Origin of the sequence: Streptomyces sioyaensis (genome assembly GCF_004122735.1) — a bacterium.
GTDB classification, from domain to species: Bacteria; Actinomycetota; Actinomycetes; order Streptomycetales; family Streptomycetaceae; genus Streptomyces; species Streptomyces sioyaensis.
In genome coordinates, this window is record NZ_SDIF01000008.1 from 1 (window position 1) to 23,449 (window position 23,449).

Below are 23,449 nucleotides of genomic sequence, written 5' to 3' on the forward strand. Positions count from 1 at the left end.
GGAGCTCTCCGGCCAGGAGTACGTCGACATCTACGCCACCAAGGCCAGGGCCGCCTGACCCCTCGGCGGTGCGCCGGGCCCCCTCCGTTCCGCGGAGGGGGCCCGTTCGCGTGTGCGCCGGTCCGCGGAGGTCAGCAGGGCACCCGGAAGCCGTCGGGGCCGCGCCGGCCCTCGGCGCCGCCGGGCCGCGCCGTACGCAGCGCCGCCTCGGGCCGCGGGACCGGGCTGCCGTCGGCCTGGAGCAGCTGCTGGTGACGGACGACGGTGCCGGTGCGGGCGCCGGGCACCCCCGCGTTCTTGACCGACACCCGGTTCAACGGGGCGGGCGCCAGCTGCTTCTTGGTGCGGACGAAGGAGACGAAGCTCTCGAAGTCACGGGTGTGCCGGACCGGTGCGGTGAATCCGGTGAAGGCGCTGAAGCCGTCCTGGTTGATGAGGGTGTAGGAGGGGGCGGCGAGGCGGTAGCGGCGGGTGAGGTCGAGGGCGGTGCCGTCGATGAAGACGTCGGACGGGTCGATCCGCCGGCCGACCGGCGCCGCGGCGTCGAAGGTGTAGCGGACGTTGGCGGAGACGGCCAGCGGCGAGTAGCCGAGGCCGCCGCCGGCGGTCGGCGCCCACTGCTCCTCCAGGGCGTCGTGGATCTGCCGGCCGGTGACGGTGACGGTCATGATCGGGTCGCCGAAGCCGACGGAGTTCCAGGCCTGCGCGAAGGTGACGGTGCCGTCGGACTCCTCGTCCCGGATCAGATCGCCGGCGATCAGGGCCTGGCCGACGCGCGGTGCGACCGCGATGACGGCGAGGTCGGCGGGGGTGTTGGGGTACTCCGCGGGGTCGTCCATCGGGCCGTGCTCCTGGCGGCCCGCCCACAGGGCCCAGTCGGCCACGAGGTTGCCCATGGTGCTCTCCCCCGCGGCGTTGCGCCGCCGGGTGAAGGAGGCCGTCTGGGTGCCCAGGCGGCTGCGGGCGCGCCGGCTGGCGTAGTCCGCCCAGTAGCCGGCGATCGAGCGCAGCTCGGGGTCCGGCGTCACGTCGTGGGTGTTGGGGTGGTTGACGGAGGTGGTCAGCTCCCGGACCACCGAGCCGGTGTCGGGGTCGAGCCGCAGGTTGATCTCGTTGATGAGCTGGCCGTAGCAGCCGGCCTCGACGAAGGGCCGGGGGTCGCCGTTGGGGTCGGGCAGCATCATCGTGAAGGCGCAGTGCCAGTGGCCGGTGACGATGGCGTCGATGTCCGGGGAGGCGCGCAGCGCCAGTTCGTAGGCGGGCCCCGAGGGGTTCTTGCCGCTGGAGAAGTCGCTGCCGGCCACCGCGCCGTCGTGCATGCTGAGCACGATCGCGTGGACGCCGCGTTTCTTGAGCTCCGCGGCGCAGCGGTTGGCGGTTTCCAGCTCGTCCAGGGTGCGCAGTCCCGGCTGGTAGGAGCCGGGGAAGGACTCGGTGCCGATGGCGGTCAGATGGATGAAGCCGACCGGCAGCCGGCGGCCGCCGCCGGCGTCCACCTGCACGATGTTGTACGGCGGCAGCACCAGTTCGCCGTTGGAGCGCCACACCATGTTGGCGCTGTAGTAGGGGAACTCGGCGCCACGGTAGCGGCGGCCGGTGGAGTCCGTGAAGTCGTCGTCGCGGCCGACCGTCGGGTAGCCGTCGCCGTCCTCCATGTGCGAGGTGAGGAAGGTCGCGGACTTGTCGAACTCGTGGTTGCCGGCCGAGGCGAAGTCCAGGCCCATGGCGTTGAGCGCCTCGATGGTGGGCTCGTCGGCGAAGGCGGCGGCGTCGAACTCCCAGCCGGAGAAGAGGTCACCGGGGGCGAAGAAGAGGGAGTTGCGGCGGCCGTCGCGCAGTCGCTCCAGGTGGGCGGCCATGGAGGCGACGCCCCCGACGGTGTAGGTCTTCCCGCCGGCTCCGGTGATGATCGAGTGGGCGCCGGGCGCGCCCTGCAGATAGCCGTGAAGGTCGGTGATGTTGAGGAGTTGGACGTCGACGTATTCGTCGGCGGTGGCCGCGTCGCGGGCGTGGCCGGTGGCGTAGGCGTTGCTGCCGATGGCGCTCGCCGTGGCCAGAGCCCCCGCGGCGGTGAAGAAGGAGCGTCGTCCGATGTCGCGCACTGCGTCACTCTCCTGAGCGGGCCGTCCGTGAGGGGACGACGGGAGAGTCAAGCAAGCCGCTCGGGACGACCGGTCACCGTGGTGCGTACCGGGCGTGAACGGGCGGGGGACAGTCGCCCCCAGGGCGTGTCCCGTGGATCATGGCGGGTGCGTGGCACCTGATCCACAGGACACGCCCTGGGGCGCGGTGGGGCCCGCCGTCCGGCGGAGCGGCCGTTCGGCGAGACGGGTGTTACAGGCGTTCCACCGGGTCGCCGGCCGCCGGGCCGGGCCCGGGCCCCGGCTGCCGCCCGGCCGTGGCGAAGGCCGCGTTCCCGGTCCGGCCCGGGCCGCTGCCCAGCTGCTGGCCGCGGAGCAGGAACCAGGCGGCTCCCGCGGCGGACAGCAGAACCACCGCCCCCACCCCGGCCGCGACGTCCACCCCGTTCACGAAGGAGTCCTGAGCGGCCTTCACCAGTGCCGCTCCCTGGTCGGCGGGGAGTTGGCCGGCCGTCTCCACGGCGCCGCCGAGCGATTCCCGGGCGGCGTCGGCGGCGGGCTCGGACACCCCGGAGGGCGTGGCGAAGCCCCGGTAGATGCTGGTGACGATGGAGCCGAGGAGGGCGATGCCGAGGGCCGCGCCGAGTTCGTAGGCCGTCTCGGAGACCGCGGAGGCCGCTCCCGCCTCCTCCTTGGGCACATTGGAGAGGATCACATCGGCGGTGACGGTGAACGAGAAACCGGCGCCGACGCCGACGATGAAGAGGATGAAGCACAGCGCCGCGGTGCCGGTGTCGGCGTGCAGGGTCGTGCAGCCGACCAGCGACAGCCCGACCACGGCGAGACCGCCGGCCACCACGATCCGTACGGACAGCTTCCGGGCGACCCAGCCGGCGGCCAGGCCCGCGCCCACCGCGCCGACCGCGGCCGGGAGTTCGACGAGTCCGGCGTTCAGCGGCGAGCGCTGCTGCACCATCTGGAGGAACTGGGAGAGGAAGAAGACCAGCCCGGACAGCCCGAGGATGGTCAGCAGATCCGCCAGCACCGCCCCGGAGAAGCCGCGGTGCGCGAAGAGCTTCATGTTCAGCAGCGGGGCGGGCAGGGTGAGCTGCCGGCGGACGAACCAGACCAGTGCGAGCACCCCGATGGCGGCCGCCAGGGCGATGTCCCAGCGGTAGCCCTCCACCGCCGCTTCCTTGATGGCGTAGACGACACCGACGATGCCGACGAGGGAGAGCGCGACGCTGGGGATGTCCCACGGCCCGGGGTCCGGGTTACGTGACTCCGGGATGACCTTGGCGCCGACGGCGACCAGCAGCGCCATCACCGGCAGGTTGATCAGGAAGACCGAGCCCCACCAGAAGTGCCCCAGCAGAAAGCCGCCGAGGACCGGCCCGACGGCCATACCGGCCGAGGCCATCGCGCCCCAGATGCCGATGGCGAGGCTGCGTTCCCTGGGGTCGTGGAAGAGGTTGCGGATCAGCGCCAGGGTGGCGGGCATCAGGGTCGCCCCGGCCACGCCCTGGAGGGCCCGCGCGGCGATCATCATCTCCGGGCTGGAGGCGTACGCGGCGAGCACCGACATCGCGCCGAAGCCGACGGAGCCGATCAGCAGCAGCTTCTTGCGGCCGACGCGGTCGCCGAGGCTGCCCATGGACACCAGCAGACCGGCGATGACGAAGGAGTAGATGTCGCCGATCCACAGTAGCTGGGCGCCGGAGGGGCGCAGGTCTTCGCTCAGGAAGGGGGTGGCGAGGCCGAGGACCGTGGCATCGACGCCGACCAGCAGGACGGCGAGGACGAGGACGGCGAGCGCGAGCCAGCGACCCGGGCGGGGCTGGTCGTCCACATGGGCCGAACCGGCCGGTCCTGACGCTATGGTCTCGGTCATTTCTCCATGCTCCGTCGGATGCCGCCGAGCAGCAGCTCGGCGATCGAGTGGTGAAGGTCGTTACGGGCGACCCGTCCTTCGTGGACGGCCCAGGCGCCGGCGCCGATCAGTCCGTAGAGCGCCTCGGCGAGCCAGGCGGGGCTCAGATCGATCCGGAAGTCGCCCTCTTCCTGGCCGCGTCGGAACAGCGCGGTGATCCGGGCGTCGAGCCGGTCCCAGCCGGCGTTGACCTCGTCGCCCTCGAAGAGCTGGTTCTCGGTGGCGAGAAAGGCCAGCATGTCGGCCACCGGTTCGGTTTCGGTGATCAGCCGGCGCAGCGCACCGGCGGCGTCCCCCTCGTCCAGCCGCGCGCTGTCCATCGCCTGCCCGAACTGCGCTATCCCCTGCTCCTCCAGCGCTTTGATCAGGGCGTCCCGCCCGGCGAAGTGCCGGTGCAGGGTCGCCCGGCTGATGCCCGCGGCGCGGGCGATCTCGTCCATCGACGTCGTCGCCCGCCGCGTGAGCAGCGCGGCGGCTTCCTTGAGTACCTGTTCCCGGTCCACAGCCATGAGACATATGGTAACCGAATGAGACGTCAATGTCTCACACCCTCATGGCTCACCTCTTCCCGGCACGTACGACGGCGGCCCGCCCCCGGTCTCTCCCGGGGGCGGGCCGCCGTCGTACGCCTGAGCCGGCTAGGGCCGCTTCAGGGGCTGCTTGGCCGCCGCCCACTCCTGCTGGCGGACCAGATCGGTCCGCACCTCGGCGAGCTGGACCGCCACCGCCGAGGGAGCGGTGCCACCGCGGCCGCTGCGCGAGGCCAGCGCGCCCGGGACGTTCAGCACCCCCCGCACCTCCGGGGTCAGATGCGGCGAGATCTTCGCGAACTGCTCATCGGTGAGCTGGTCGAGCTCGATGCCGTGCGCCTCGCACTCCTTGACGCACTCCCCCGCGACCTCGTGCGCCACCCGGAACGGCACACCCTGCTTGACCAGCCACTCCGCGATGTCGGTGGCCAGCGAGAAGCCGGCCGGCGCCAGCTCTTCCATGCGCTCGCGGTTGACGGTCAGGGTCGCCATCATGCCGGTGAACGCCGGGAGCAGCACCTCCAGTTGGTCGCAGGAGTCGAAGACCGGCTCCTTGTCCTCCTGGAGGTCGCGGTTGTACGCGAGCGGCAGCGCCTTGAGCGTGGCCAGCAGCCCGGTCAGGTTGCCGAGGAGGCGGCCGGACTTGCCCCGCGCCAGCTCCGCGATGTCCGGGTTCTTCTTCTGCGGCATGATCGACGAGCCGGTGGAGAAGGCGTCGTGGAGGGTGACGAAGGAGAACTCCTTCGTGTTCCAGAGGATGATCTCCTCCGCGATCCGCGAGAGGTTGATCCCGATCATCGCCGTGATGAAGGCGAATTCGGCGGCGAAGTCCCGCGAGGCCGTGCCGTCGATGGAATTGCCGGCCGAGCCGTGCTCGAAGCCGAGGTCGGCGGCGACCGCCTCCGGGTCGAGGCCGAGCGAGGAGCCGGCCAGCGCGCCCGAGCCGTACGGGGAGACGGCGGTGCGGTCGTCCCACTGCCGCAGCCGCTCCGCGTCCCGGGACAGCGACTGCACATGGGCCAGGACATGGTGGGCGAAGAGCACCGGCTGGGCGTGCTGGAGGTGGGTGCGGCCCGGCATCGCGACGTCCGGGTGGGCCTCGGCGAGGCCGACCAGCGCCTCCTGGAGGTCGGCGATCAGCCCGCCGATGATCCGGGCATGGTCGCGCAGGTACATCCGGAAGAGCGTGGCGACCTGGTCGTTGCGCGACCGGCCGGCCCGCAGCTTGCCGCCGAGGTCCGGGCCGAGCCGCTCCAGCAGGCCCCGCTCCAGGGCGGTGTGGACGTCCTCGTCGGCGACGGTGCCGGTGAACGAGCCGTCCGCGACATCGGCTTCGAGCTGGTCGAGCCCGGCGAGCATCCGGCTCAGCTCGTCCTCGGTGAGCAGGCCCGCCTTGTGGAGCACGCGGGCGTGCGCGCGGGAGCCGGCGATGTCGTACGGGGCCAGCCGCCAGTCGAAGTGGACCGACGCCGACAGCTGGGCCAGCGCCTCGGCGGGTCCGTCGGCGAAACGGCCGCCCCAGAGCCGGACGTCACCGCTGTTGCTGCTCACTGCTGCTCCTCATGGCTGCTGTGGTGTACGAACTCCCCCAAGGTCTCAAGGACCAGGGGGTGCCCCCCACCTGGCCGAAGGCAGGGAGGCGGTCGTTGTACGAAGGTAACGGGGCGGGCTCAGGCCAGGTCGCGCTTGGCCGCGATCTTGCTCGACATACCGAAGAGCTCGATGAAGCCCTTCGACAGCGACTGGTCGAAGGTGTCGCCGGTGTCGTACGTCGCCAGGTTGAAGTCGTAGAGCGACTGGTCGGACTTCCGGCCGGTGACGACCGCGCGGCCGCCGTGCAGGGTCATCCGGATGTCGCCGCTGACCGCCTGGTTGGCCTCGTTGATGAAGCCGTCCAGGGCGCGCTTGAGCGGGGAGAACCACAGGCCGTCGTAGACCAGCTCGCCCCAGCGCTGCTCGACCTGCCGCTTGTAGCGGGCCAGTTCGCGCTCGACGGTGACGTTCTCCAGCTCCTGGTGCGCGGTGATCAGCGCGATGGCGCCGGGCGCCTCGTACACCTCGCGGGACTTGATGCCGACCAGCCGGTCCTCGACCATGTCGATCCGTCCGATGCCCTGGGCGCCGGCCCGCTCGTTGAGCTGCTGGATCGCCTGGAGGACGGTGACGGGCTTGCCGTCGATGGCGACCGGGACGCCCTCCTTGAAGGAGATGATGACCTCGTCGGCCTCCCGCTGGGTGGCCGGGTTCTCCGTGTACTCGTACACGTCCTCGATCGGCGCGTTCCAGATGTCCTCCAGGAAGCCGGTCTCCACGGCCCGCCCGAAGACGTTCTGGTCGATGGAGTACGGCGACTTCTTGGTGGTCGCGATCGGGAGGTTCTTCTCCTCGCAGAAGGCGATCGCCTTGTCCCGGGTCATCGCGTAGTCACGGACCGGGGCGATGCACTTCAGGTCGGGGGCGAGGGAGGAGATGCCGGCCTCGAAGCGGACCTGGTCGTTGCCCTTGCCGGTGCAGCCGTGGGCGACGGTGGTGGCGCCGTGCTTCTTGGCGGCGGCGACCAGGTGCTTGACGATGGTCGGCCGGGAGAGCGCGGAGACCAGCGGATAGCGGTCCATGTACAGGGCGTTGGCCTTGATCGCCGGGAGGCAGTACTCGTCGGCGAATTCGTCCTTGGCGTCCGCGACCTCGGCCTCGACCGCGCCGCAGGCAAGCGCACGCTTGCGGATGACGTCCAGGTCCTCGCCGCCCTGGCCGACGTCCACGGCAACGGCGATGACCTCGGCGCCCGTCTCCTCGGCGATCCAGCCGATACAGACGGAGGTATCCAGGCCGCCCGAGTAGGCGAGTACGACGCGCTCGGTCACGGGTTTCTCCTTACGGTGCATTCGCTGATGGGTATAAGTATGCACTCCACCGTATGTTTCGTCAACGCGTCGATGAATATGCAGGTCAGCGGCGGGTCGTCGGCGTGGCGCGAGCCCTCAGGCCCCCTCTCGGAGCACCTCGGCCAGCACAGCCGCTTGGCTGATGGACGCATCCTTCGTGGCCGTCAGCAGCGTCAGCGGCCCCTTGGCGGCGAGCGCCCGCAGCCGCTCCAGCGCCCGCCGGGGCCCCTCCTGCGCCAGCTCCGCGCGATAGCGCTCGGCGAACCGCTCGAACCGCTCCTCCTGATGGCCGTACCAGCGCCGCAGCTCGGCCGAGGGCGCCACGTCCTTGCACCACTCGGTGAGCTGCGCATCCGCCTTGGACAGCCCGCGCGGCCACAGCCGGTCGACCAGCACCCGCGCCCCGTCATCCGGCTCCGGCGCCTCGTACACCCGGCGCACCCGGACGGCCTCCGCCGGGGACATTTCACCCATACCTCATCGAACCACGGGCCGGGAGACCCCGCAGGGAGGGCGGGACGCACCCCCGTGGGGCCCCGCTTTGGATTCAGGGCCCGGGACAGGGTATTTTTCTTCTGCACACCCCGGCCGGGCATCGTCCGGCCGGTACGAGCACCGGGACGTGGCGCAGCTTGGTAGCGCACTTGACTGGGGGTCAAGGGGTCGCAGGTTCAAATCCTGTCGTCCCGACGGTGTTTTTGCAGGTCAGAGGCCGCTTCCTGAGATGGGGAGCGGCCTTTGCCGTTGCGGCGGCGGCGCGGAGGCCCGGGCCCGGCAGCCTTCCCGGGACTGCGACGGGCCCGGGAAGGCGGGGTCCGGCCGGGCCGGCAGCGGCCCCGGCGGGTGTGCGGCCCGCGGGGCGGCCGGCCCCGCGGCGTCCGCTACGGCGCGGTCTCCGAGTACGGCGCGGTCTCCGAGAGGTCGCGCTGGTGCGGAATCGCGATCTCCTCCGGTTTCTGGAGGGCCACGGTCCGGGCCGGGGAGGGGATCCGGATGCCCTCGTCGCGGTAGCGCCGGTGCAGGCGCTTGATGAATTCGTGCTTGATCCGGTACTGGTCGCTGAACTCGCCGACGCCCAGGATCACCGTGAAGCCGATCCGGGAGTCGCCGAAGGTGTGGAAGCGGACGGCCGGTTCATGGTCCGGGTCACCGCCGTTGATGTCCTTCATGACGCTCTCGACGACCTCGGTGGTGACCCGCTCGACGTGGTCGAGGTCGCTGTCGTAGCCGACCCCCACCTGCACCAGGATCGTCAACTTCTGTTCCGGGCGGGTGAAGTTGGTCATGTTGGTGCCGGCCAGCTGGGTGTTGGGGATGATCACCAGGTTGTTGGAGAGCTGCCGCACCACGGTGTTACGCCAGTTGACGTCGACGACATAGCCCTCCTCGCCGCTGCTGAGCCGGATGTAGTCGCCGGGCTGCACCGTCTTCGAGGCGAGGATGTGCACGCCCGCGAAGAGGTTGGCGAGGGTGTCCTGGAGGGCCAGGGCGACCGCGAGACCGCCCACGCCCAGCGCGGTCAGGAGCGGGGCGATGGAGATGCCCAGGGTCTGCAGGACGACGAGAAATCCCATCGCCAGCACGATGATGCGGGTGATGTTGGCGAAGATGGTCGCCGATCCGGCCACCCCGGACCGGGACTGGGCAAGGGACCTCACCAGCCCGGTGATCACCCGGGCCGCGGTGAGCGTGACGACCAGGATGAGCAGCACCATCAGCGCCCGGTCGACGGTGTGTCCGACCCGCTCCGTCAGCGGCAGTGCGGCGGTCGCCGCCGCCAGCCCGCCGGTGATCGCCGCCCAGGGCACCACGGCCCGCAACGCGTCGACGATGACGTCGTCCCCGCTCCAGCGGGTGCGCAGCGCGTGTTTGCCCAGCCACCGCAGGGCCACCCGCAACAGCAGGCCCGCCACGATGCCGGCGGCCAGCGCCGCTCCGGCCACGATCAGGTCGTGCAGTGTCACCGCGCGGTTCACCGGCCGGCTCCTCCTGCGACCGGAAGGAGCGGACGTGCTATGAGCCGGATGTGATGTCTCGTCACCATGCCACCTTGTCTCTAGGGCTGCGAAGGCGCCGGGACATCCGCGGACGTCCCGGCGCGAACTGCCATCCTGCCGTATGGGGTTCGGCAGGCAACGGGTGGCTCGGTGGATTCTCGACACGGCCGCCGCACGGGGCGGGGCGAGGTGCTCCGGGGCGTGACGAGGCGCCCGGGTAGCTCCGGGGGGCGCTCAGTGCGCCTTCTGCGCCAGCCGCAGCAGGTGGTCGGCGAGGGCCTGACCGCCCGTCGGGTCGCGGCTGATGAGCATCAGGGTGTCGTCGCCCGCGATGGTGCCGAGGATGTCGTGCAGCTCGGCCTGGTCGATGGCCGAGGCCAGGAACTGGGCGGCGCCCGGCGGGGTGCGCAGGACAACGAGGTTGGCGGAGGCCTCGGCGGAGATGAGGAGTTCGCCGGAGAGGCGGCGCATCCGCTCCTCCTTGGCCGACTCGCCCAGCGGCGCCCGCGGCTTGCGGTCGCCGCCCTCACTGGGCACCGCGTAGATCAGCTCTCCACCGGTGTTGCGGATCTTCACCGCGCCCAGCTCGTCCAGATCGCGCGAGAGCGTCGCCTGGGTGACGGACAGTCCGTCGTCGGCGAGCAGCTTGGCGAGCTGGCTCTGGGAGCGGACCGGCAGCCGGTTGAGGATGTCCACGATCCGGCGGTGGCGGGCGGTGCGGGTCTGCGGCACGGCCTGGCCACCGTTGTGCAACTCGTTGTCCTGCGGCTCGGTCATCGTTGTCGTCAGTCTCCGGATCGTCGTTCCCCGTCGGTCCCTTGGCGGGCCGTGTTGAGGACCGCGGGCAGCTTCCGGAGGAACTCTTCCGCTTCGTCGTCGGAGACGATCAGCGGCGGGGCGAGCCGGACGACGTCCGGCGCGACCGCGTTCACCAGGAGGCCCGCGTCCTGAGCCGCCTGCTGCACCTGTGGCGCGAGCGACTCCGTCAAGACGATACCCAGGAGCAGCCCCGCACCGCGGACCTGGCCGACCAATGGGTGCCCCAGGGCCTCGGTCCCCTCACGCAGCCGCTCGCCGACCCGCTTGACGTGGTCGAGGATGCCGTCCTTCTCGATGGTGTCCAGGACGGCGAGGGCGCCCGCGCAGACCACCGGGTTGCCGCTGAAGGTCGAGCCGTGCGAACCGGGGGTGAGCAGGTCGGCGGCGCGGCCGAAGGCGAGGGTGGCGCCGATCGGGAGGCCGCCGCCCAGGCCCTTGGCGAGGGTGATGACGTCCGCCTCGACGCCCTGGGCCTGGGACTCCAGCCAGTGGCCGGTCCGGCCGATACCGGTCTGGATCTCGTCGAGGACGAGCAGGGTGCCGGTGGCTGCGGTGATCTCGCGGGCGGCCCGGAGGTAGCCGGGCGGCGGCGCGACGACGCCGTTCTCGCCCTGGACGGGCTCCAGGATGACGAAGGCGGTGTCGGTGGTGACGGCGGCGCGCAGGGCGTCGGCGTCCCCGTACGGGACGTGGTCGACGTCGCCGGGCAGCGGGGCGAACGGGGCCTGCTTGGCGGGCTGGCCGGTGAGCGCGAGGGCGCCCATGGTCCGGCCGTGGAAGCCGCCGGCGGTGGAGACCATGTGGGTGCGCCCGGTCAGCCGGCCGATCTTGAAGGCGGCTTCGTTGGCCTCTGCGCCGGAGTTGGAGAAGTAGACCCGGCCGGGGCGGCCGGCCAGCGCGAGCAGCCGCTCGGCCAGCGCGACGGTGGGCTCGGCGACGAAGAAGTTCGAGACATGGCCGAGGGTGGCGACCTGGTCGGAGACCGCGCGGACCACCGCGGGGTGGGCATGGCCGAGGGCGTTGACCGCGATGCCGCCGAGGAAGTCGAGGTACTCCTTGCCGTCGGCGTCCCACACCCTGGCGCCCTCGCCGCGTACCAGCGGGACGCGGGGGGTGCCGAAGTTGTCCATCATGGCGCCCTGCCAGCGCCCGGTGAGAGCCGCGTTGGTCACCGGTCCGTGGCCGTGTGCCGGCTCGCTCATGTCGCCCCCTCGATCGTGTTCGCGTCCGGCACGACCATCGTGCCGATTCCTTCGTCGGTGAAGATCTCCAGCAGGATCGAGTGCTGGACCCGCCCGTCGATGACCCGGGCGGTGTGCACGCCGTTGCGCACGGCGTGCAGGCAGCCCCGCATCTTGGGGACCATGCCGCTGGCCAGGTCGGGCAGCAGCTTCTCCAGTTCGGAGGCGGTGAGGCGGGAGATCACCTCGTCGCTGTCGGGCCAGTCCTCGTAGAGGCCCTCGACATCGGTGAGGACCATCAGGGTCTCGGCGCCGAGCGCGGCGGCCAGCGCGGCCGCGGCGGTGTCGGCGTTGACGTTGAAGACCGCCGAGGCGTCCTCCTCGTCGCTGCTGCGGGCGATGGAGGAGATGACCGGGATCCGGCCGTCGTCCAGCAGCGCCTGGACCGCGCCGGGGTCGATGGCGGTGATCTCGCCGACCCGGCCGATGTCCACCCGCTCCCCGTCGATGTCGGCGTAGTGCTTGGTGGCGGCCATCAGGTGGGCGTCCTCGCCGGTCATGCCGACGGCGAGCGGGCCGTGCTCGTTGAGCAGCCCGACCAGCTCGCGCTGCACCTGGCCGGCCAGCACCATCCGTACGACGTTCATGGCCTCGGGCGTGGTGACCCGCAGGCCGCCCTTGAACTCCGACTCCAGGCCCAGCAGGTCCAGCTGGGCGCTGATCTGCGGGCCGCCGCCGTGCACGACGACGGGGCGCAGCCCGGCGTGCCGCAGGAAGACCACGTCCTGGGCGAAGGCGCGCTTGAGCTCCTCGTCGATCATGGCGTTGCCGCCGAACTTGATGACGACGGTCTTGCCGTGGTGCCGGGTCAGCCAGGGCAGCGCCTCGATGAGGGTGCGTGCCTTGGGAAGTGCGGTGTGCTTACGGGTGCTCATGCCGGGCCGGCCTCGTTTCTCCCCCACGCCTCTCGCGGGAGGTACCCCCAGGCGGGCTGTGCGGACAGCGCGCGCCGGAGCCTCGGGTGCGCGCTCATGACGAGTACGCGCTGTTCTCGTGGACGTAATCGGCGGTGAGGTCGTTGGCCCAGATGACCGCGGACTCGGTGCCGGCGGCGAGGTCCGCGGTGATCCGCACCTCCCGGTAGCGCATGTCGACCAGCTCGCGGTCCTCGCCCACCGAGCCGTTCTTGCAGACCCAGACGTCGTTGATGGCGACGTTCAGCTGGTCGGGCTCGAAGACGGCGGACGTGGTGCCGATGGCCGAGAGAACCCGGCCCCAGTTGGGGTCCTCGCCGTGGATGGCGCACTTGAGGAGGTTGTTGCGGGCGATCGAGCGGCCGACCTCCACCGCGTCGTCCTCGCTGGCCGCGCCCACGACCTCGATCCGGATGTCCTTGCTGGCGCCCTCGGCGTCCCCGATCAGCTGCCGGGCGAGGTCGGCGCAGACCGTGCGCACCGCCTCGGCGAAGGCGCCGGTCTCCGGAACGATGCCGGAGGCGCCGGAGGCGAGCAGCAGCACCGTGTCGTTGGTCGACATACAGCCGTCGGAGTCGATCCGGTCGAAGGTGGTACGGGTGGCCGCGCGCAGGGCCGGGTCGAGGTCGGCCGACGGCAGATCGGCGTCGGTGGTCAGCACGACGAGCATGGTGGCCAGGCCCGGGGCGAGCATGCCGGCGCCCTTGGCCATGCCGCCGACGGTCCAGCCGTCCTGGGTGACGACGGCGGTCTTGTGCACGCTGTCGGTGGTCTTGATGGCGATGGCGGCCTTCTCGCCGCCGTGTGGGGTCAGTTCGGCCGCGGCCCGCTCCACCCCGGGCAGCAGCTTGTCCATCGGGAGCCGCAGGCCGATCAGCCCGGTGGAGGCGATCGCGACCTCGCCGGCGCTGTGCCCCAGCACCTCGGCGGCCTTCTCCGCGGTGGCGTGGGTGTCCTGGAAGCCGAGCGGTCCCGTACAGGCGTTGGCGCCACCGGAGTTGAGGACGACGGCGGAGACCGCGCCACCCTTGAGGACCTGCTCGGACCAGACGACCGGCGCCGCCTTGACGCGGTTGGAGGTGAAGACACCGGCGGCGGCGCTCCGGGGCCCGGTGTTCACCACGAGGGCGAGGTCGGCACTGCCGTTCTCCTTGATCCCGGCGGCGATGCCCGCCGCCGTGAATCCCTGTGCTGCCGTGACGCTCACTGCTTCTCCTCCGTCGCTTCTCCGGCCCCGCCGGTCACGCCTTGCTCTCCTGTGCCGCTCCGGGTCACGGGGCGACCCCGACCTTCGGCAGGCCCGTCTCCTCCGGGAGTCCCAGGGCGATGTTCATGCTCTGCACCGCGCCGCCCGCGGTCCCCTTGGTGAGGTTGTCGAGGGCGCTGATCGCGATGATCCGGCCGGCCGCGGCATCGAGGGTCACCTGGATCTGCGCGGTGTTCGAGCCGTACACGGAGGCGGTCGACGGCCACTGGCCCTCGGGCAGCAGCCGGACGAACGGCTCGTCGGCCAGCGCCTTCTCGTACGCGGCCCGTACGGCGGCGGCGTCCACGCCGGGCCTGGCCCGGGCCGAGCAGGTGGCGAGGATGCCGCGTGACATGGGGGCGAGGGTCGGGGTGAAGGAGACGCCGACGCGCTCGCCGGCCACCGCGCTCAGGTTCTGGATCATCTCGGGGGTGTGCCGGTGGCCGCCGCCGACGCCGTACGGGCTCATCGCGCCCATGACCTCGGAACCCAGCAGATGCGGCTTGAGTGCCTTGCCCGCGCCGGAGGTGCCGGTGGCCGCCACGATGACGGCCTCGGGCTCGGCGAGCCGGTCCGCGTAGGCGGGGAACAGGGCGAGCGAGACGGCGGTCGGGTAGCAGCCCGGGACCGCGATGCGCCGGGTCCCCTGCAGCGCCGCGCGGCCCCCGGGCAGCTCGGGGAGGCCGTACGGCCAGGTGCCCGCGTGGGGCGTGCCGTAGAACGCCTCCCAGTCCGCGGCGTCGGTGAGCCGGAAGTCGGCCCCGCAGTCGACGACGAGCACCTCGGGCCCGAGTTCCTCGGCGACCGCGGCGGACTGGCCGTGCGGCAGCGCGAGAAAGACGACATCGTGCCCGGCCAGGGCCTCGGCGCTGGTCGGCGCCAGCACCCGGTCGGCCAGCGGGACCAGCTGCGGCTGCAGCGCCCCCAGGCGCTGACCCGCGTTGGAGTACCCGGTCAGCGCCCCGATCTCCACCTCCGGGTGCCCCAGAAGCAGACGCAGCACTTCACCCCCCGCGTACCCGCTCGCACCGGCCACTGCTGCTCGTACCGTCATGGACCCTCCTCCTTCATGGCATGACTATACGGATAGCGGCAGTTTTATGCAATGAGGTGGGGTGGGGGTGCCCGGGGCCGGTGTGGTCGGGTGGCCGGGCGGACGATCCCTTCGCTCGGTGGGTGAGCGCGCGGGGCGGCACTTCGGCGCGGCCCGCTCGGCGAGGGCATCACCGCAGGTCACGGCCCCGATGGCGAGTGGTTTTCAGCCCAGCCGCATACCGAGCACGAGGCCGAGGGCGAGGGCGACGGCGAAAGCGACGGCAATGACGACGAGGATGCCGATGACAACGGTGCGGGCCGTCTGCTTCAGCCCTTCCTTTGCCTTGCGAGGGATCTCGGTGGGGTCTCGCTGAAAAGCGGTCGAGATCGCTCGCCGCAAGGGCCGGGTCAGCCGCCGGAGCCATCGGCGCTTTCTGTTCTCCTTGCCCGCCAGGTCGGCCTTGCTCAGGAACGGGTCAAGGACGCACTCTCCGTACGCCACAACGGTCTCCCACACCGCCGCCCAGCGAGGCACGGGGCCGCGAGCCGGCTGCTTTCCCGACTCCTTGAGCAGCCTCCCGACGGATTCCATGACGTCCTTCAGGGTCTCCTTGGCCCTGTCATTGCCGCGATAGAAGGCCTCCATGAGGTCGTGGTTCGACATCTGCTGCTTTTGCAGGTTTCCTTCCATCCATGCGCGCGCGGCGCGCGCGGTAGCCAATTCACCCGTGGGCCCCCGCGGCGCCTCCGCCCGGAGGATGGCCAAGTGGAGTTCCACCTCCGCACTTCGGCGGTCCTGGTCGCTGAGCCCCGGCAGTAGGTACAGCAAATGGTGCGCACCATCGAGGCGGCCCCAGGCGAAGTCGGACCTTCGCCATTCGGGATCGATGAATGCACCGAAGTGCTCGAATTTGATGCCAAAGAGCTTACGGTCACCCATTCCGTCATATCGGTCTTCGTCGAACAGGGGGCTGATGTTATCGGGGCCGAGTCGCAAGAAATCGAATTGTGGCGCAAGGGGTTCGACGACCTCCGCGGGAGGTGCATACGTGCGGCAGAGCACCTCGACCGCCAGACAGGCGGCCACTACTGAATTCGCATCCCAATTCCCCTGGTATGCCCACTCGGTGCCGAAATCGGAGCCGTCCTCGCTCATGAGGCGCGTTGCCTCGCGAACTGCCTCGATATAATCGTTCGCCGCCTGCAGGATGATTCCCGCCGCCTTCTGAGGAATGGCCAGATCATCGAACACCCGCTGGCAGAGCCGAGCCGCTCCGTCGTCGGCGAACTCCCCTCCTCGCGCATGCGTGAGGAGCTCGAGGTTGGCGGCGTCCGTCATCGCCAATACGTCGCGCAGCCCTTCGCTGATCTTCCGTGCACCTTCGCTCAAGGGACCCCGCGCCGTGTCGAACTTCCCGCCCCGGTCGACAACGAGTGGCTGATGAAGATGCCCGATGAGGCATTGCAGGACCCGCTCCGCCGTGGAGAGCCCCCAGGACCAGCGAGTGGCCCGCTCCCCCTCAAAAGGCCGCAGGATTTCACTCGCATCGCTGCGCGGGACCCAGTTGGGGCGCGCCCACGTCCCCTCTTCCGGCCGGCCTGCCCCGAGAACCTCGTCGACCCACTTTCGCTCCGCTTCCGGCGTCGCGGCCAGGCAATTCACCCTGCCCAGTGCCGTCATGCGCTTGCGCACGTCGTACAGCACGGCACGAGCCCGGTTCCGGCGGTACTCGGGAAGCAGGTCCGACGCCACCTTGCGCGTGGTCTCGTCCAGGTCGGAGTCGGTCGCCATTCTCTGAAAGAGTTCGAGTTGCCGGTCCCGAATGCTGCTTGCCAGACGTTTCGCCAGGTCCTCGGTGCCGGAGCGAAAATTGACCTCCCCCGGATACCGGACGGCGCTCATGCCGGCTGCGAACCACTTGACCTCGTCGCACGCCCGGTCCTTGGTGTCCTCCGGTGGAATCCGTCCGGAGGACGGGACGAGGAAGGCGACGACGCGTCGAACCGGAAGGTCGATCTTTCGCCGGGTGATCGCGTCGAGCACCGGCCCGAACGGGGCGTTGTTCAGCACTCCGCCGTCCATGACGCAGCTCGCGGGGAACCCCAGCGCCGCGGGCGGCTCCTGCCGGTACTTCATCAAAAGGCTCTCGCTGACCGGACCGAAGGCCACCGGAAAGCTCGCCGTGGCACGTGCGGCCAGCACGAGGCAATCATCGTTGGCCTTGTCGAAGTCGGTGTGCAGCTTTCGCTTCATGTCCCAGGTTTGGCGCGCGTTCTTCGTGTAGGTCACCCGCTCACCCTGCTGGAAGCGGTACAGGCGCCGATGGTCACGGACATCGAAGACCGCCCCGAAGCCGTCGCTGAACTGTTTGCTCCGGCCGTCCAGCGCGGTCGCGGTGATGAACAACGTCACCGGCTGCTGGGGACATGCGGCGCAGTCACCGATGGTATTGAGGGCCGCCCGCATCTTTTCCTCGAATGCCTGCCCCCTGAGCACGCTGTTCACCGGTTTTGTCAGCGGCTTCAGAAGCTGGTCCAGTGCGGCCGACTCCTGCCACACCGAACGGAGATTGGGAAGGGCCGAACCGCGGGCGAGAGCAGTCGCGAGCAACAGACCGTTCAATCCCCCGGCAGAGGTGCCGGATACGATATCGATCGAAATCTTGGTCCCGGCATTACGAGCCAGCCGCTCCCAGATCTCGAAGACCGGCCGGTCCTCGTCGGCCACGGCACCCGGCGAGTCGACACCGCTGGAAGCCCGCCGGAGAAGGTCCAGTTCGTGTGTCACGCCACCCATCCACACGGCCAGGCTGACGCCGCCGTTCAGGACGAGCGCGAGCCGGGTTTCATGGCGTGTGGGGGTGTTCGCATCCGTCATATGCACGAAACTAATTCCGCATGATCCACGGCGCCTTGGGGACAGGGCTATTCGGCTTGTGGCACCGCAGCGCGTCCGTACTTCCCGGCCGGCCCGGGCGGATCAGGCAGAACGCTCGTGCAGGACGGCGACGTGCCGGCCGGAAGACAGCGCGGTCAGGACCTCCTGGGCGGCTCGCTCGCCGGAGCGCACCGCGCCCTCCATCAGACCGTGCATCAGCGTGGCCGACTCGGTACTGGCCCAGTGGATCCGGCCCACCGGCTCGCGCAGCGCGCTGCCGTAGTTGGTGAGGGTGCCGGTCGGGAAGTGGCCGATCATCCCGCCCAGCGACCACTGCTGGGAGGACCAGTCGGTCTCCAGATACTGGCTCGGGCGGCGTGCCTGGGCACCGAACCGCTCGGCCAACGCGGCCAGCCAGACCTCGCGCCGTTCGGCCGGGTCCAGGCGCCCCATCCGCAGGGCTCCGGTACTGAAGGCGTAGCTGCTGAGCACCCCCGGCTCTCCCGACTGTGGTGTCTGGTCGATGGTGATCGGGACGGGCGACCGGGGCGCGAGCGTCTGTCCCGACAGGCCCAGCGCGCGCCAGAACGGCCGCGGGTAGACCGTGTGCACCCGGATGATCGACCCCGGTACCACTCGCTGCAGCAGATGGCTGGCCGCGGTGGAGAGCGGCGGGTCGAAGCTGATCCGCCCCGCCAGCAGCGGCGGCGTCGCCACGATCACGCGCCGCGCCCGCACGGTGAGCGAGGCGGAAGCGATCCGCACACCGGTGCCGTCGTGTGCGATCCGCTGGACGGGGCTGGACAGGTGCACCCGCTCTCCCAGCTGCTCGGCCATGCGCCTGGCCAGTTCGGGGGCTCCGCCGTCCACGAGGTGGGATTCGGTTCTGCGGGAGTCGGTGTAGTAGCCGAAACCGCCGCCACCCCGGGCCAGGGTGAGGGCGCCCAGCAGCGAGACCTCCGCCGGGTCGGCGCAGAACAGCAGGTGCATGGTCGACCTGAGCAGGGTGCGGGCGGCCGCCGAGGGCACGTTGAGCGGGTCGGAAAGCCACTGCCCGAGCGTGCGGGCGTCCCACGCCCGAGCGCTCCGGGCCCGCCACGGGGCATCCGCCGGGAGGCTCCGCGCCATCAGATGCAGACGCGAAAACGCCAGGCCGAGGGCGAAGAGCGTCCCCGGGCCCATGACGGGGAAGGCACCGCGGTAACGGTGGTTGACGCCGTCCAGGCGCAGGAGATGATCGCCCTGCTCGTACTGGGGGTACACCGCGAGTCCCAGTTCCCGGCAGAGCTGGAACATGCGGTCCTGCCCCTTGCCCAGCCAGGTGCCGCCGGCCGAGACCACCGTCCCGTCGGGAAGCTCCCGGTTCCACACCCGGCCGCCCACCCGGTCCCTGGCCTCAAGGACGACCACCTCATGACCGGCTTGGACCAGCCGTCTGGCAGCTGCGAGCCCGGCGAAGCCGGCGCCCACCACGCACACGTCTGCCTGCACCTTTCCCATGACCCACCTCCACGGCTCAGCCTCACCCAGCGGGCTCGGCTCCGCCCGGCGGGTGATCCATCGGGGCGTGACGGGTGCCCACGAACCCATCCGCGACGCCACGCGACTCAGGTGAGCAGCTGAAGCGGCACCCGGCAGAGGTGTCCTACTGGCGTGTAGCGTTGCCCGTGTGGCAGGTGAACGGGATGTCGATCTGTGGGTGAGCCGGCGGTTGCGGGAGTTGCGCACCGCACGCAATCTCACGCTGGCCGCGCTGGCCAAACAGACCGGCATCTCCGCTCCGCATCTGTCGCGGCTGGAAAAGGGCGAGCGGCAGCCGTCGATCGGCGGTCTGCTCCAGATCGCCCGGGTCTACGGTGTCTCGCTCAGCGAGCTGGTCGAGGAGGACCACGAGGAGGGCTTCCACCTGCTGCGGGCCGCCGATGTCGTCCGCCACGACACCGGTAACGGCGTCTTCGCCGTGCTCAGTGGCCCGCGCAGCGCGATCTCGATGATTCGCATCGAACTGCCGGTCGGCAAGGCCACCCAGCCCGCGCAGCACGACGGCGAGGAGTGGCTGCACGCCCTGGCCGGCACGGTCGAGCTGCGGATCGGCGACAAGGACGTCCGCCTGTCCGAGGGTGACTCGGTGCACTTCGACTCCTCCCGCCCGCACCGACTCTCCGCTGTCGGCGAGCGCCCCGTCACGGTGCTCATGGCCTCCACCGCGACCACCATGCCCTTGCACCACCCCGTTCCGGCCGCGTCGCGCGGCCGCTGACCGCTCCGTCGGCGGCTGCCCTCGCGGCGGCCGCCGACGACGGCTCCCTGGTCCCCGGCGCGCTGCCATACAGCCCCCACACTCCCCAGAGCGTGCCTGTCAGGCAATTTCTATTGCCTGCGAGGTTGCCTCATGGGAGAGTGGCTCCACTGAACAGCCATGCTGCGGGACAGCGGACGAACCTGGCGAGCACCGGAGACCGTCGCCGAGCCGGCGGACATGCTGCTGGATCAACGTTTCCCGCGGGTGGATCCCACTCCCGCACCCGCCACGCCCGGCCGTCGACGACGGCTCCGACAGAACACCCGTGCGACCGGCTCCGATGCCACGCCGCACGCATCTGGCCACGGAAGGACGAGCAGATGACCGTCCAGCAGAAACCACGAAGGACCGCCGACGAACCCGAGATGCTGGATCTCCCCGACCTCCCCGCGAGCCGGGAGTCCGTCGAGGCCGAGCGCGCGCACCGCAAGCGCCAACTGGCCATCGCCTTCCGCATCTTCGCCCGCTACCGCTTCGACGAGGGAATCGCCGGCCATCTCACCGCCCGCGACCCGGAGTTCCCGGACCGCTTCTGGGTCAACCCGTATGCCGTCCACTTCTCCCGCATCAAGGTCAGCGACCTGCTGTTGATCGACGAGCTGGGCCATGTCATCGAGGGTGAGCGCCGTACGAACAAGGCGGCCTTCTGGATCCACTCCTCGGTGCACCACGCGCGTCCCGACGTCGTCGCCGTCGCCCACGCGCACACCATCCACGGCCGGGCGTTCGCCACCCTGAACAAGCTGCTCGACCCGATCGTTCAGGAGAGCTGCGCCTTCTACCGTGACCACGTCCTGTTCGACGCATACCAGGGACTGGTGCTGGAGAGGACCGAGGGCCAGGCCATCGCGAAGAAACTCGGCGACAAGCGCGCCGCCATCCTCCGACACCACGGCCTGCTCACCGTCGGCCGCTCGGTCGAAGAGGCTGCCTGGTGGTTCATCGCCATGGACCGCGCCTGCCAGATGCAGCTGCTCGCCGACGCCACCGGTGGGCCACGCGTCATGACCGACGAGGAAGCCGCTGTGGCGCACCGGCAGTTCGGCAACGCCGGCATGGCTCGGCACAGCTTCCAGGTGCTCGCCGACCTCGTCGCCGAGCAGGAACCCGACGTCCTCGACTGACAGAGCGCGGCCACCGGCCGCTGTCGATCCACTGGAGGGAATGAAATGGCGATCGTGGGTATATGCATCGCGACGATAGAAGGTGGCGTGGTATGCCACCAGGAGATCGGCCGCGAAGCCGCAAGGCGCGGCATCGAGTGTCCGGAGATAGTGACCCACACGCCGAAGTACGAGAAAATCGGCCGCGCCATCGCTGCGGATGACTTCTCTGATCTCGGCTCGACTCTGGCCGATTCGGTCAACCTTACAGCGGCGGCGGGTGCCGATTTCGCGATAATCCCGTCCAACACGATGCATGCCGTATTTGATGAGGTCGTGCGGCACGCAAAGATTCCGGTACTCAGCATCATTGACAGCACCGCGGCTCAATGCCGAAAGGACGGGTACCGTCGGGTGGGTGTTCTCGGCACCACATCGACCGCGAAGCGCCGCCTGTATGACGCCCCCTTGGCGTCGATGGGGATCGAGGTGGTCTACCCATCGGACGAGGACCAGGACGCGGTGTCCGGGATCATTTCAAACGAACTGACAAAGGGTGTTTTCCTGGACGAGAGCCGACGTGTGCTCGAAAGTGTCGCCCACCGAGTCGAGCGAGAGGTGGACGCCATTCTTCTCGGCTGCACCGAACTTCCTTTGGTGATGAATGCCGAGGGCTTCGAGGTGCCCTGCGTGGACACCACCAGACTTCTTTCGCATGCGGCGCTGGACATGGCGTACGAGAGCTGGCCCGGATGAGATGTCCGTGAAAGCGGGGCAGGCCGCCGACGGGCGACGGGCCACGACCGCCGGTCGACCGTCGACCGTCGACGGGTCAGGAAAGCGTCAGCGGAGTCATTCCGCCCGCTTCGCGTCCTTCTCCTGCTGCTTCTCCTTGATGCGTACGGCTTCCTTGCGGACCTCGGCCTGGGTGGCGCGTTCCTTCTGCAGCCACTCGGGAAGCTCCTGCTTCAGCGCGTCGATCTGCTCGGTGGTGAGGGGCTCGGTGACGCCGCCGCGCACCAGGCCCGAGATGGAGACGCCGAGCTTCGCCGCGACCACCGGGCGGGGGTGCGGGCCGTTGCGCCGCAGCTCCACCAGCCACTCCGGCGGATCGGCCTGCAGCGCGTTGAGCTCGCTGCGCGAGACCACACCCTCCTGGAACTCGGCGGGGGTGGCTTCGAGGAACACACCCAACTTCTTTGCCGCGGTCGCGGGCTTCATGGTCTGGGTGGTCTGGTGCGACGTCATGGTGTCAAGGGTAGCCAGCGTGTGCGAGGGCTCCGACCACGACCGGTAACCTGGCGGCGTGACAGGCTCCGATGTGCCCCCCTCGTTCCGGCTCGCGTACGTACCGGGCGTGACGCCGGCCAAGTGGGTGCGTATCTGGCAGGAGCGGCTGCCCGGCATCCCGCTGACCCTGGTCGCGGTGGCCGCCACCGAGGCCGCCGGTGTGCTGCGGGACGGCGGCGCCGACGCGGGTTTCGTACGGCTGCCGGTCGACCGCACGACCTTCAGCGCGATCCCCCTCTACACCGAGACGACGGTGGTCGTGGTCCCGAAGGACCACCTCGTGGCGGCGGTCGACGAGGTGTCCGCCGAGGACCTGGCCGACGACATCGTGCTGCACCCCCTCGATGACACCCTCGACTGGGAGACCCTGCCGGGCCGCCCCGCGAACGAGCGTCCCGCCACGACCGCGGACGCCATCGAGCTGGTGGCGGCCGGGGTGGGCGTGCTCGTCGTCCCGCAGTCGCTCGCCCGGCTGCACCACCGCAGGGACCTCACCTACCGGCCCCTCACCGATGCCCCCCAGTCGCGGGTCGCGCTGTCCTGGCCGGAGGACGCGACCACCGACCTGGTGGAGGACTTCATCGGGATCGTGCGCGGGCGGACGGTCAACAGCACCCGGGGCCGCACCACCGCACCGGCCGAGCCGAAGTCGTCGAAGCGCGCTCCCGCCGGCGGTGCGCGGCGCAAGCCCGCGGCCGGCAAGACGGCCGGTAAGACGACTGGAAAGACGGCCGGCAAGACCCCGCGCGGCGGTGCCGGCGGGGCCAAGGGCGGCAAGAGCGGCAAGCCCCGCCGCCGGTCGTAGCCCCCCGCCGCCGGTCAGTGGCCCCTGCGGCGCGCGTCCGGGCACGACGAATCCGCCGCCCCTTGCCAGGACGGCGTATCGCCGTGCGCGTCAGGCGTGCTGCGGAACCTCGTTCTTCAGCTCGGCCTTGATCTGCTCCCGCAGTTCGGGGCTGTCCGCGTGCCCATGGACGGAGACCGCGTGCTCGGCGGCGGCGCGGATCACTTCGTCCTCCTCGCCGGAGATGACGAGGGTGCAGTTCATCTCGCTCGGGTGATCCCGGCAGTCGACCTTCTTCCGCATGGTGCACCTCCTCGTTCTTCCAGTGTCGGCCGGTGCCGTCCCCCCGTCGAATACGGCGAATCCCGTATGGCGCGGCGGGCGGCCGCGCTGCTGCAGTGGGAGAGGACGGAG

The 23,449-nt window shown here is 70.4% G+C and carries 20 protein-coding genes and 1 tRNA gene; 5 read left to right on the forward strand and 16 right to left on the reverse strand.

The window, feature by feature from the left end:
- Positions 1-131: 131 nt before the first annotated feature.
- From EST54_RS04480 to EST54_RS04505, 6 genes are all read right to left on the reverse strand, one after another.
- A complete protein-coding gene (locus tag EST54_RS04480; protein ID WP_129245251.1) occupies positions 132-2,102 on the reverse strand; it encodes a bifunctional metallophosphatase/5'-nucleotidase in 1,971 nt (656 codons plus the stop codon).
- 232 nt (positions 2,103-2,334) lie between these two features.
- Positions 2,335-3,972 (reverse strand): MFS transporter, encoded by a 1,638-nt coding sequence (locus tag EST54_RS04485; protein ID WP_129245253.1) that lies wholly within the window; start codon positions 3,970-3,972, stop codon positions 2,335-2,337.
- Positions 3,969-4,520 carry a TetR/AcrR family transcriptional regulator gene (locus EST54_RS04490; RefSeq protein ID WP_129245255.1) on the reverse strand — a complete coding sequence of 184 codons (552 nt, stop codon included), beginning with the start codon at positions 4,518-4,520 and terminating at the stop codon, positions 3,969-3,971. The genes EST54_RS04485 and EST54_RS04490 overlap by 4 nt, the downstream gene beginning before the upstream one ends.
- Positions 4,521-4,649: 129 nt before the next feature.
- A complete protein-coding gene (argH, locus tag EST54_RS04495; RefSeq protein WP_129245257.1) occupies positions 4,650-6,092 on the reverse strand; it encodes an argininosuccinate lyase in 1,443 nt (480 codons plus the stop codon).
- A gap of 119 nt (positions 6,093-6,211) precedes the next feature.
- On the reverse strand, positions 6,212-7,405 hold the full coding sequence (locus tag EST54_RS04500) for an argininosuccinate synthase (protein WP_129245259.1): 1,194 nt from the start codon (positions 7,403-7,405) through the stop codon (positions 6,212-6,214).
- A gap of 117 nt (positions 7,406-7,522) precedes the next feature.
- A complete protein-coding gene (locus EST54_RS04505; protein WP_129245261.1) occupies positions 7,523-7,891 on the reverse strand; it encodes a DUF488 domain-containing protein in 369 nt (122 codons plus the stop codon).
- Positions 7,892-8,042: 151 nt separating this feature from the next.
- Here EST54_RS04505 and EST54_RS04510 point away from each other — a divergent pair.
- A tRNA-Pro gene (locus tag EST54_RS04510) sits at positions 8,043-8,116 on the forward strand.
- A 191-nt stretch (positions 8,117-8,307) separates the two neighbouring features.
- Here EST54_RS04510 and EST54_RS04515 read toward each other — a convergent pair.
- The 8 genes from EST54_RS04515 to EST54_RS04550 all read right to left on the reverse strand — a co-directional run bounded on the left by EST54_RS04515 (position 8,308) and on the right by EST54_RS04550 (position 19,056).
- The gene (locus EST54_RS04515) at positions 8,308-9,402 is read right to left on the reverse strand and encodes a mechanosensitive ion channel family protein (protein WP_129245263.1); all 1,095 of its coding nucleotides are present in this window, start codon (positions 9,400-9,402) and stop codon (positions 8,308-8,310) included.
- A gap of 255 nt (positions 9,403-9,657) precedes the next feature.
- Positions 9,658-10,200, reverse strand: a complete 543-nt coding sequence (locus tag EST54_RS04520) for an arginine repressor (RefSeq protein ID WP_129245265.1) — start codon at positions 10,198-10,200, stop codon at positions 9,658-9,660.
- Between the two features lie 8 nt (positions 10,201-10,208).
- Entirely contained in the window at positions 10,209-11,444 is a 1,236-nt protein-coding gene (locus tag EST54_RS04525; RefSeq protein ID WP_129245267.1) for an acetylornithine transaminase, read from the reverse strand.
- Complete coding sequence (argB, locus tag EST54_RS04530; RefSeq protein WP_129245270.1) at positions 11,441-12,358, reverse strand: acetylglutamate kinase; 918 nt, start codon at positions 12,356-12,358, stop codon at positions 11,441-11,443. Before argB ends, EST54_RS04525 begins: the two co-directional genes overlap by 4 nt.
- A 94-nt stretch (positions 12,359-12,452) precedes the next feature.
- Entirely contained in the window at positions 12,453-13,604 is a 1,152-nt protein-coding gene (gene argJ / locus EST54_RS04535; protein WP_129245272.1) for a bifunctional glutamate N-acetyltransferase/amino-acid acetyltransferase ArgJ, read from the reverse strand.
- 64 nt (positions 13,605-13,668) lie between these two features.
- On the reverse strand, positions 13,669-14,697 hold the full coding sequence (gene argC, locus EST54_RS04540) for an N-acetyl-gamma-glutamyl-phosphate reductase (protein WP_129245274.1): 1,029 nt from the start codon (positions 14,695-14,697) through the stop codon (positions 13,669-13,671).
- Positions 14,698-14,901: 204 nt separating this feature from the next.
- Entirely contained in the window at positions 14,902-17,556 is a 2,655-nt protein-coding gene (locus EST54_RS04545; RefSeq protein WP_129245276.1) for a patatin-like protein, read from the reverse strand.
- A gap of 102 nt (positions 17,557-17,658) precedes the next feature.
- The gene (locus EST54_RS04550; protein ID WP_129245277.1) at positions 17,659-19,056 is read right to left on the reverse strand and encodes a flavin monoamine oxidase family protein; all 1,398 of its coding nucleotides are present in this window, start codon (positions 19,054-19,056) and stop codon (positions 17,659-17,661) included.
- Positions 19,057-19,225: 169 nt separating this feature from the next.
- Here EST54_RS04550 and EST54_RS04555 point away from each other — a divergent pair, with 169 nt between their 5' ends.
- The 3 genes from EST54_RS04555 (at position 19,226) to EST54_RS04565 (ending at position 21,717) form a co-directional block, all read left to right on the forward strand.
- The gene (locus EST54_RS04555; protein WP_129245279.1) at positions 19,226-19,816 is read left to right on the forward strand and encodes a helix-turn-helix domain-containing protein; all 591 of its coding nucleotides are present in this window, start codon (positions 19,226-19,228) and stop codon (positions 19,814-19,816) included.
- Between the two features lie 362 nt (positions 19,817-20,178).
- Positions 20,179-20,982, forward strand: a complete 804-nt coding sequence (locus tag EST54_RS04560; protein ID WP_174857390.1) for a class II aldolase/adducin family protein — start codon at positions 20,179-20,181, stop codon at positions 20,980-20,982.
- Positions 20,983-21,027: 45 nt separating this feature from the next.
- Positions 21,028-21,717: an aspartate/glutamate racemase family protein gene (locus tag EST54_RS04565; protein WP_129245281.1), complete on the forward strand. Its 690-nt coding sequence runs from the start codon at positions 21,028-21,030 to the stop codon at positions 21,715-21,717.
- A gap of 96 nt (positions 21,718-21,813) precedes the next feature.
- On the opposite strand, the gene EST54_RS04570 is transcribed toward EST54_RS04565, so the two are convergent.
- Complete coding sequence (locus tag EST54_RS04570) at positions 21,814-22,209, reverse strand: DUF5997 family protein (RefSeq protein WP_129245283.1); 396 nt, start codon at positions 22,207-22,209, stop codon at positions 21,814-21,816.
- A gap of 58 nt (positions 22,210-22,267) precedes the next feature.
- Between EST54_RS04570 and EST54_RS04575 the strand changes: the two genes are divergently transcribed.
- Positions 22,268-23,056, forward strand: coding sequence for a LysR substrate-binding domain-containing protein (locus tag EST54_RS04575; protein ID WP_129245285.1), 789 nt, complete (start codon positions 22,268-22,270; stop codon positions 23,054-23,056).
- 90 nt (positions 23,057-23,146) lie between these two features.
- On the opposite strand, the gene EST54_RS04580 is transcribed toward EST54_RS04575, so the two are convergent.
- Positions 23,147-23,338 carry a DUF1059 domain-containing protein gene (locus EST54_RS04580; RefSeq protein ID WP_129245287.1) on the reverse strand — a complete coding sequence of 64 codons (192 nt, stop codon included), beginning with the start codon at positions 23,336-23,338 and terminating at the stop codon, positions 23,147-23,149.
- Positions 23,339-23,449: the final 111 nt, after the last annotated feature.

Bases quoted from the DNA above. Each gene is read 5' to 3' on its own strand.
- EST54_RS04580 (WP_129245287.1), bottom strand. From the start codon at position 23,338: ATGCGGAAGAAGGTCGACTGCCGGGATCACCCGAGCGAGATGAACTGC.
- EST54_RS04485 (WP_129245253.1), bottom strand. From the start codon at position 3,972: ATGACCGAGACCATAGCGTCAGGACCGGCCGGTTCGGCCCATGTGGAC.
- EST54_RS04565 (WP_129245281.1), top strand. From the start codon at position 21,028: ATGGCGATCGTGGGTATATGCATCGCGACGATAGAAGGTGGCGTGGTA.
- EST54_RS04525 (WP_129245267.1), bottom strand. From the start codon at position 11,444: ATGAGCGAGCCGGCACACGGCCACGGACCGGTGACCAACGCGGCTCTC.
- EST54_RS04560 (WP_174857390.1), top strand. From the start codon at position 20,179: ATGACCGTCCAGCAGAAACCACGAAGGACCGCCGACGAACCCGAGATG.
- argB (WP_129245270.1), bottom strand. From the start codon at position 12,358: ATGAGCACCCGTAAGCACACCGCACTTCCCAAGGCACGCACCCTCATC.
- EST54_RS04520 (WP_129245265.1), bottom strand. From the start codon at position 10,200: ATGACCGAGCCGCAGGACAACGAGTTGCACAACGGTGGCCAGGCCGTG.
- EST54_RS04490 (WP_129245255.1), bottom strand. From the start codon at position 4,520: ATGGCTGTGGACCGGGAACAGGTACTCAAGGAAGCCGCCGCGCTGCTC.
- EST54_RS04570 (WP_129245283.1), bottom strand. From the start codon at position 22,209: ATGACGTCGCACCAGACCACCCAGACCATGAAGCCCGCGACCGCGGCA.
- EST54_RS04505 (WP_129245261.1), bottom strand. From the start codon at position 7,891: ATGTCCCCGGCGGAGGCCGTCCGGGTGCGCCGGGTGTACGAGGCGCCG.
- EST54_RS04545 (WP_129245276.1), bottom strand. From the start codon at position 17,556: ATGACGGATGCGAACACCCCCACACGCCATGAAACCCGGCTCGCGCTC.
- argC (WP_129245274.1), bottom strand. From the start codon at position 14,697: ATGACGGTACGAGCAGCAGTGGCCGGTGCGAGCGGGTACGCGGGGGGT.
- EST54_RS04550 (WP_129245277.1), bottom strand. From the start codon at position 19,056: ATGGGAAAGGTGCAGGCAGACGTGTGCGTGGTGGGCGCCGGCTTCGCC.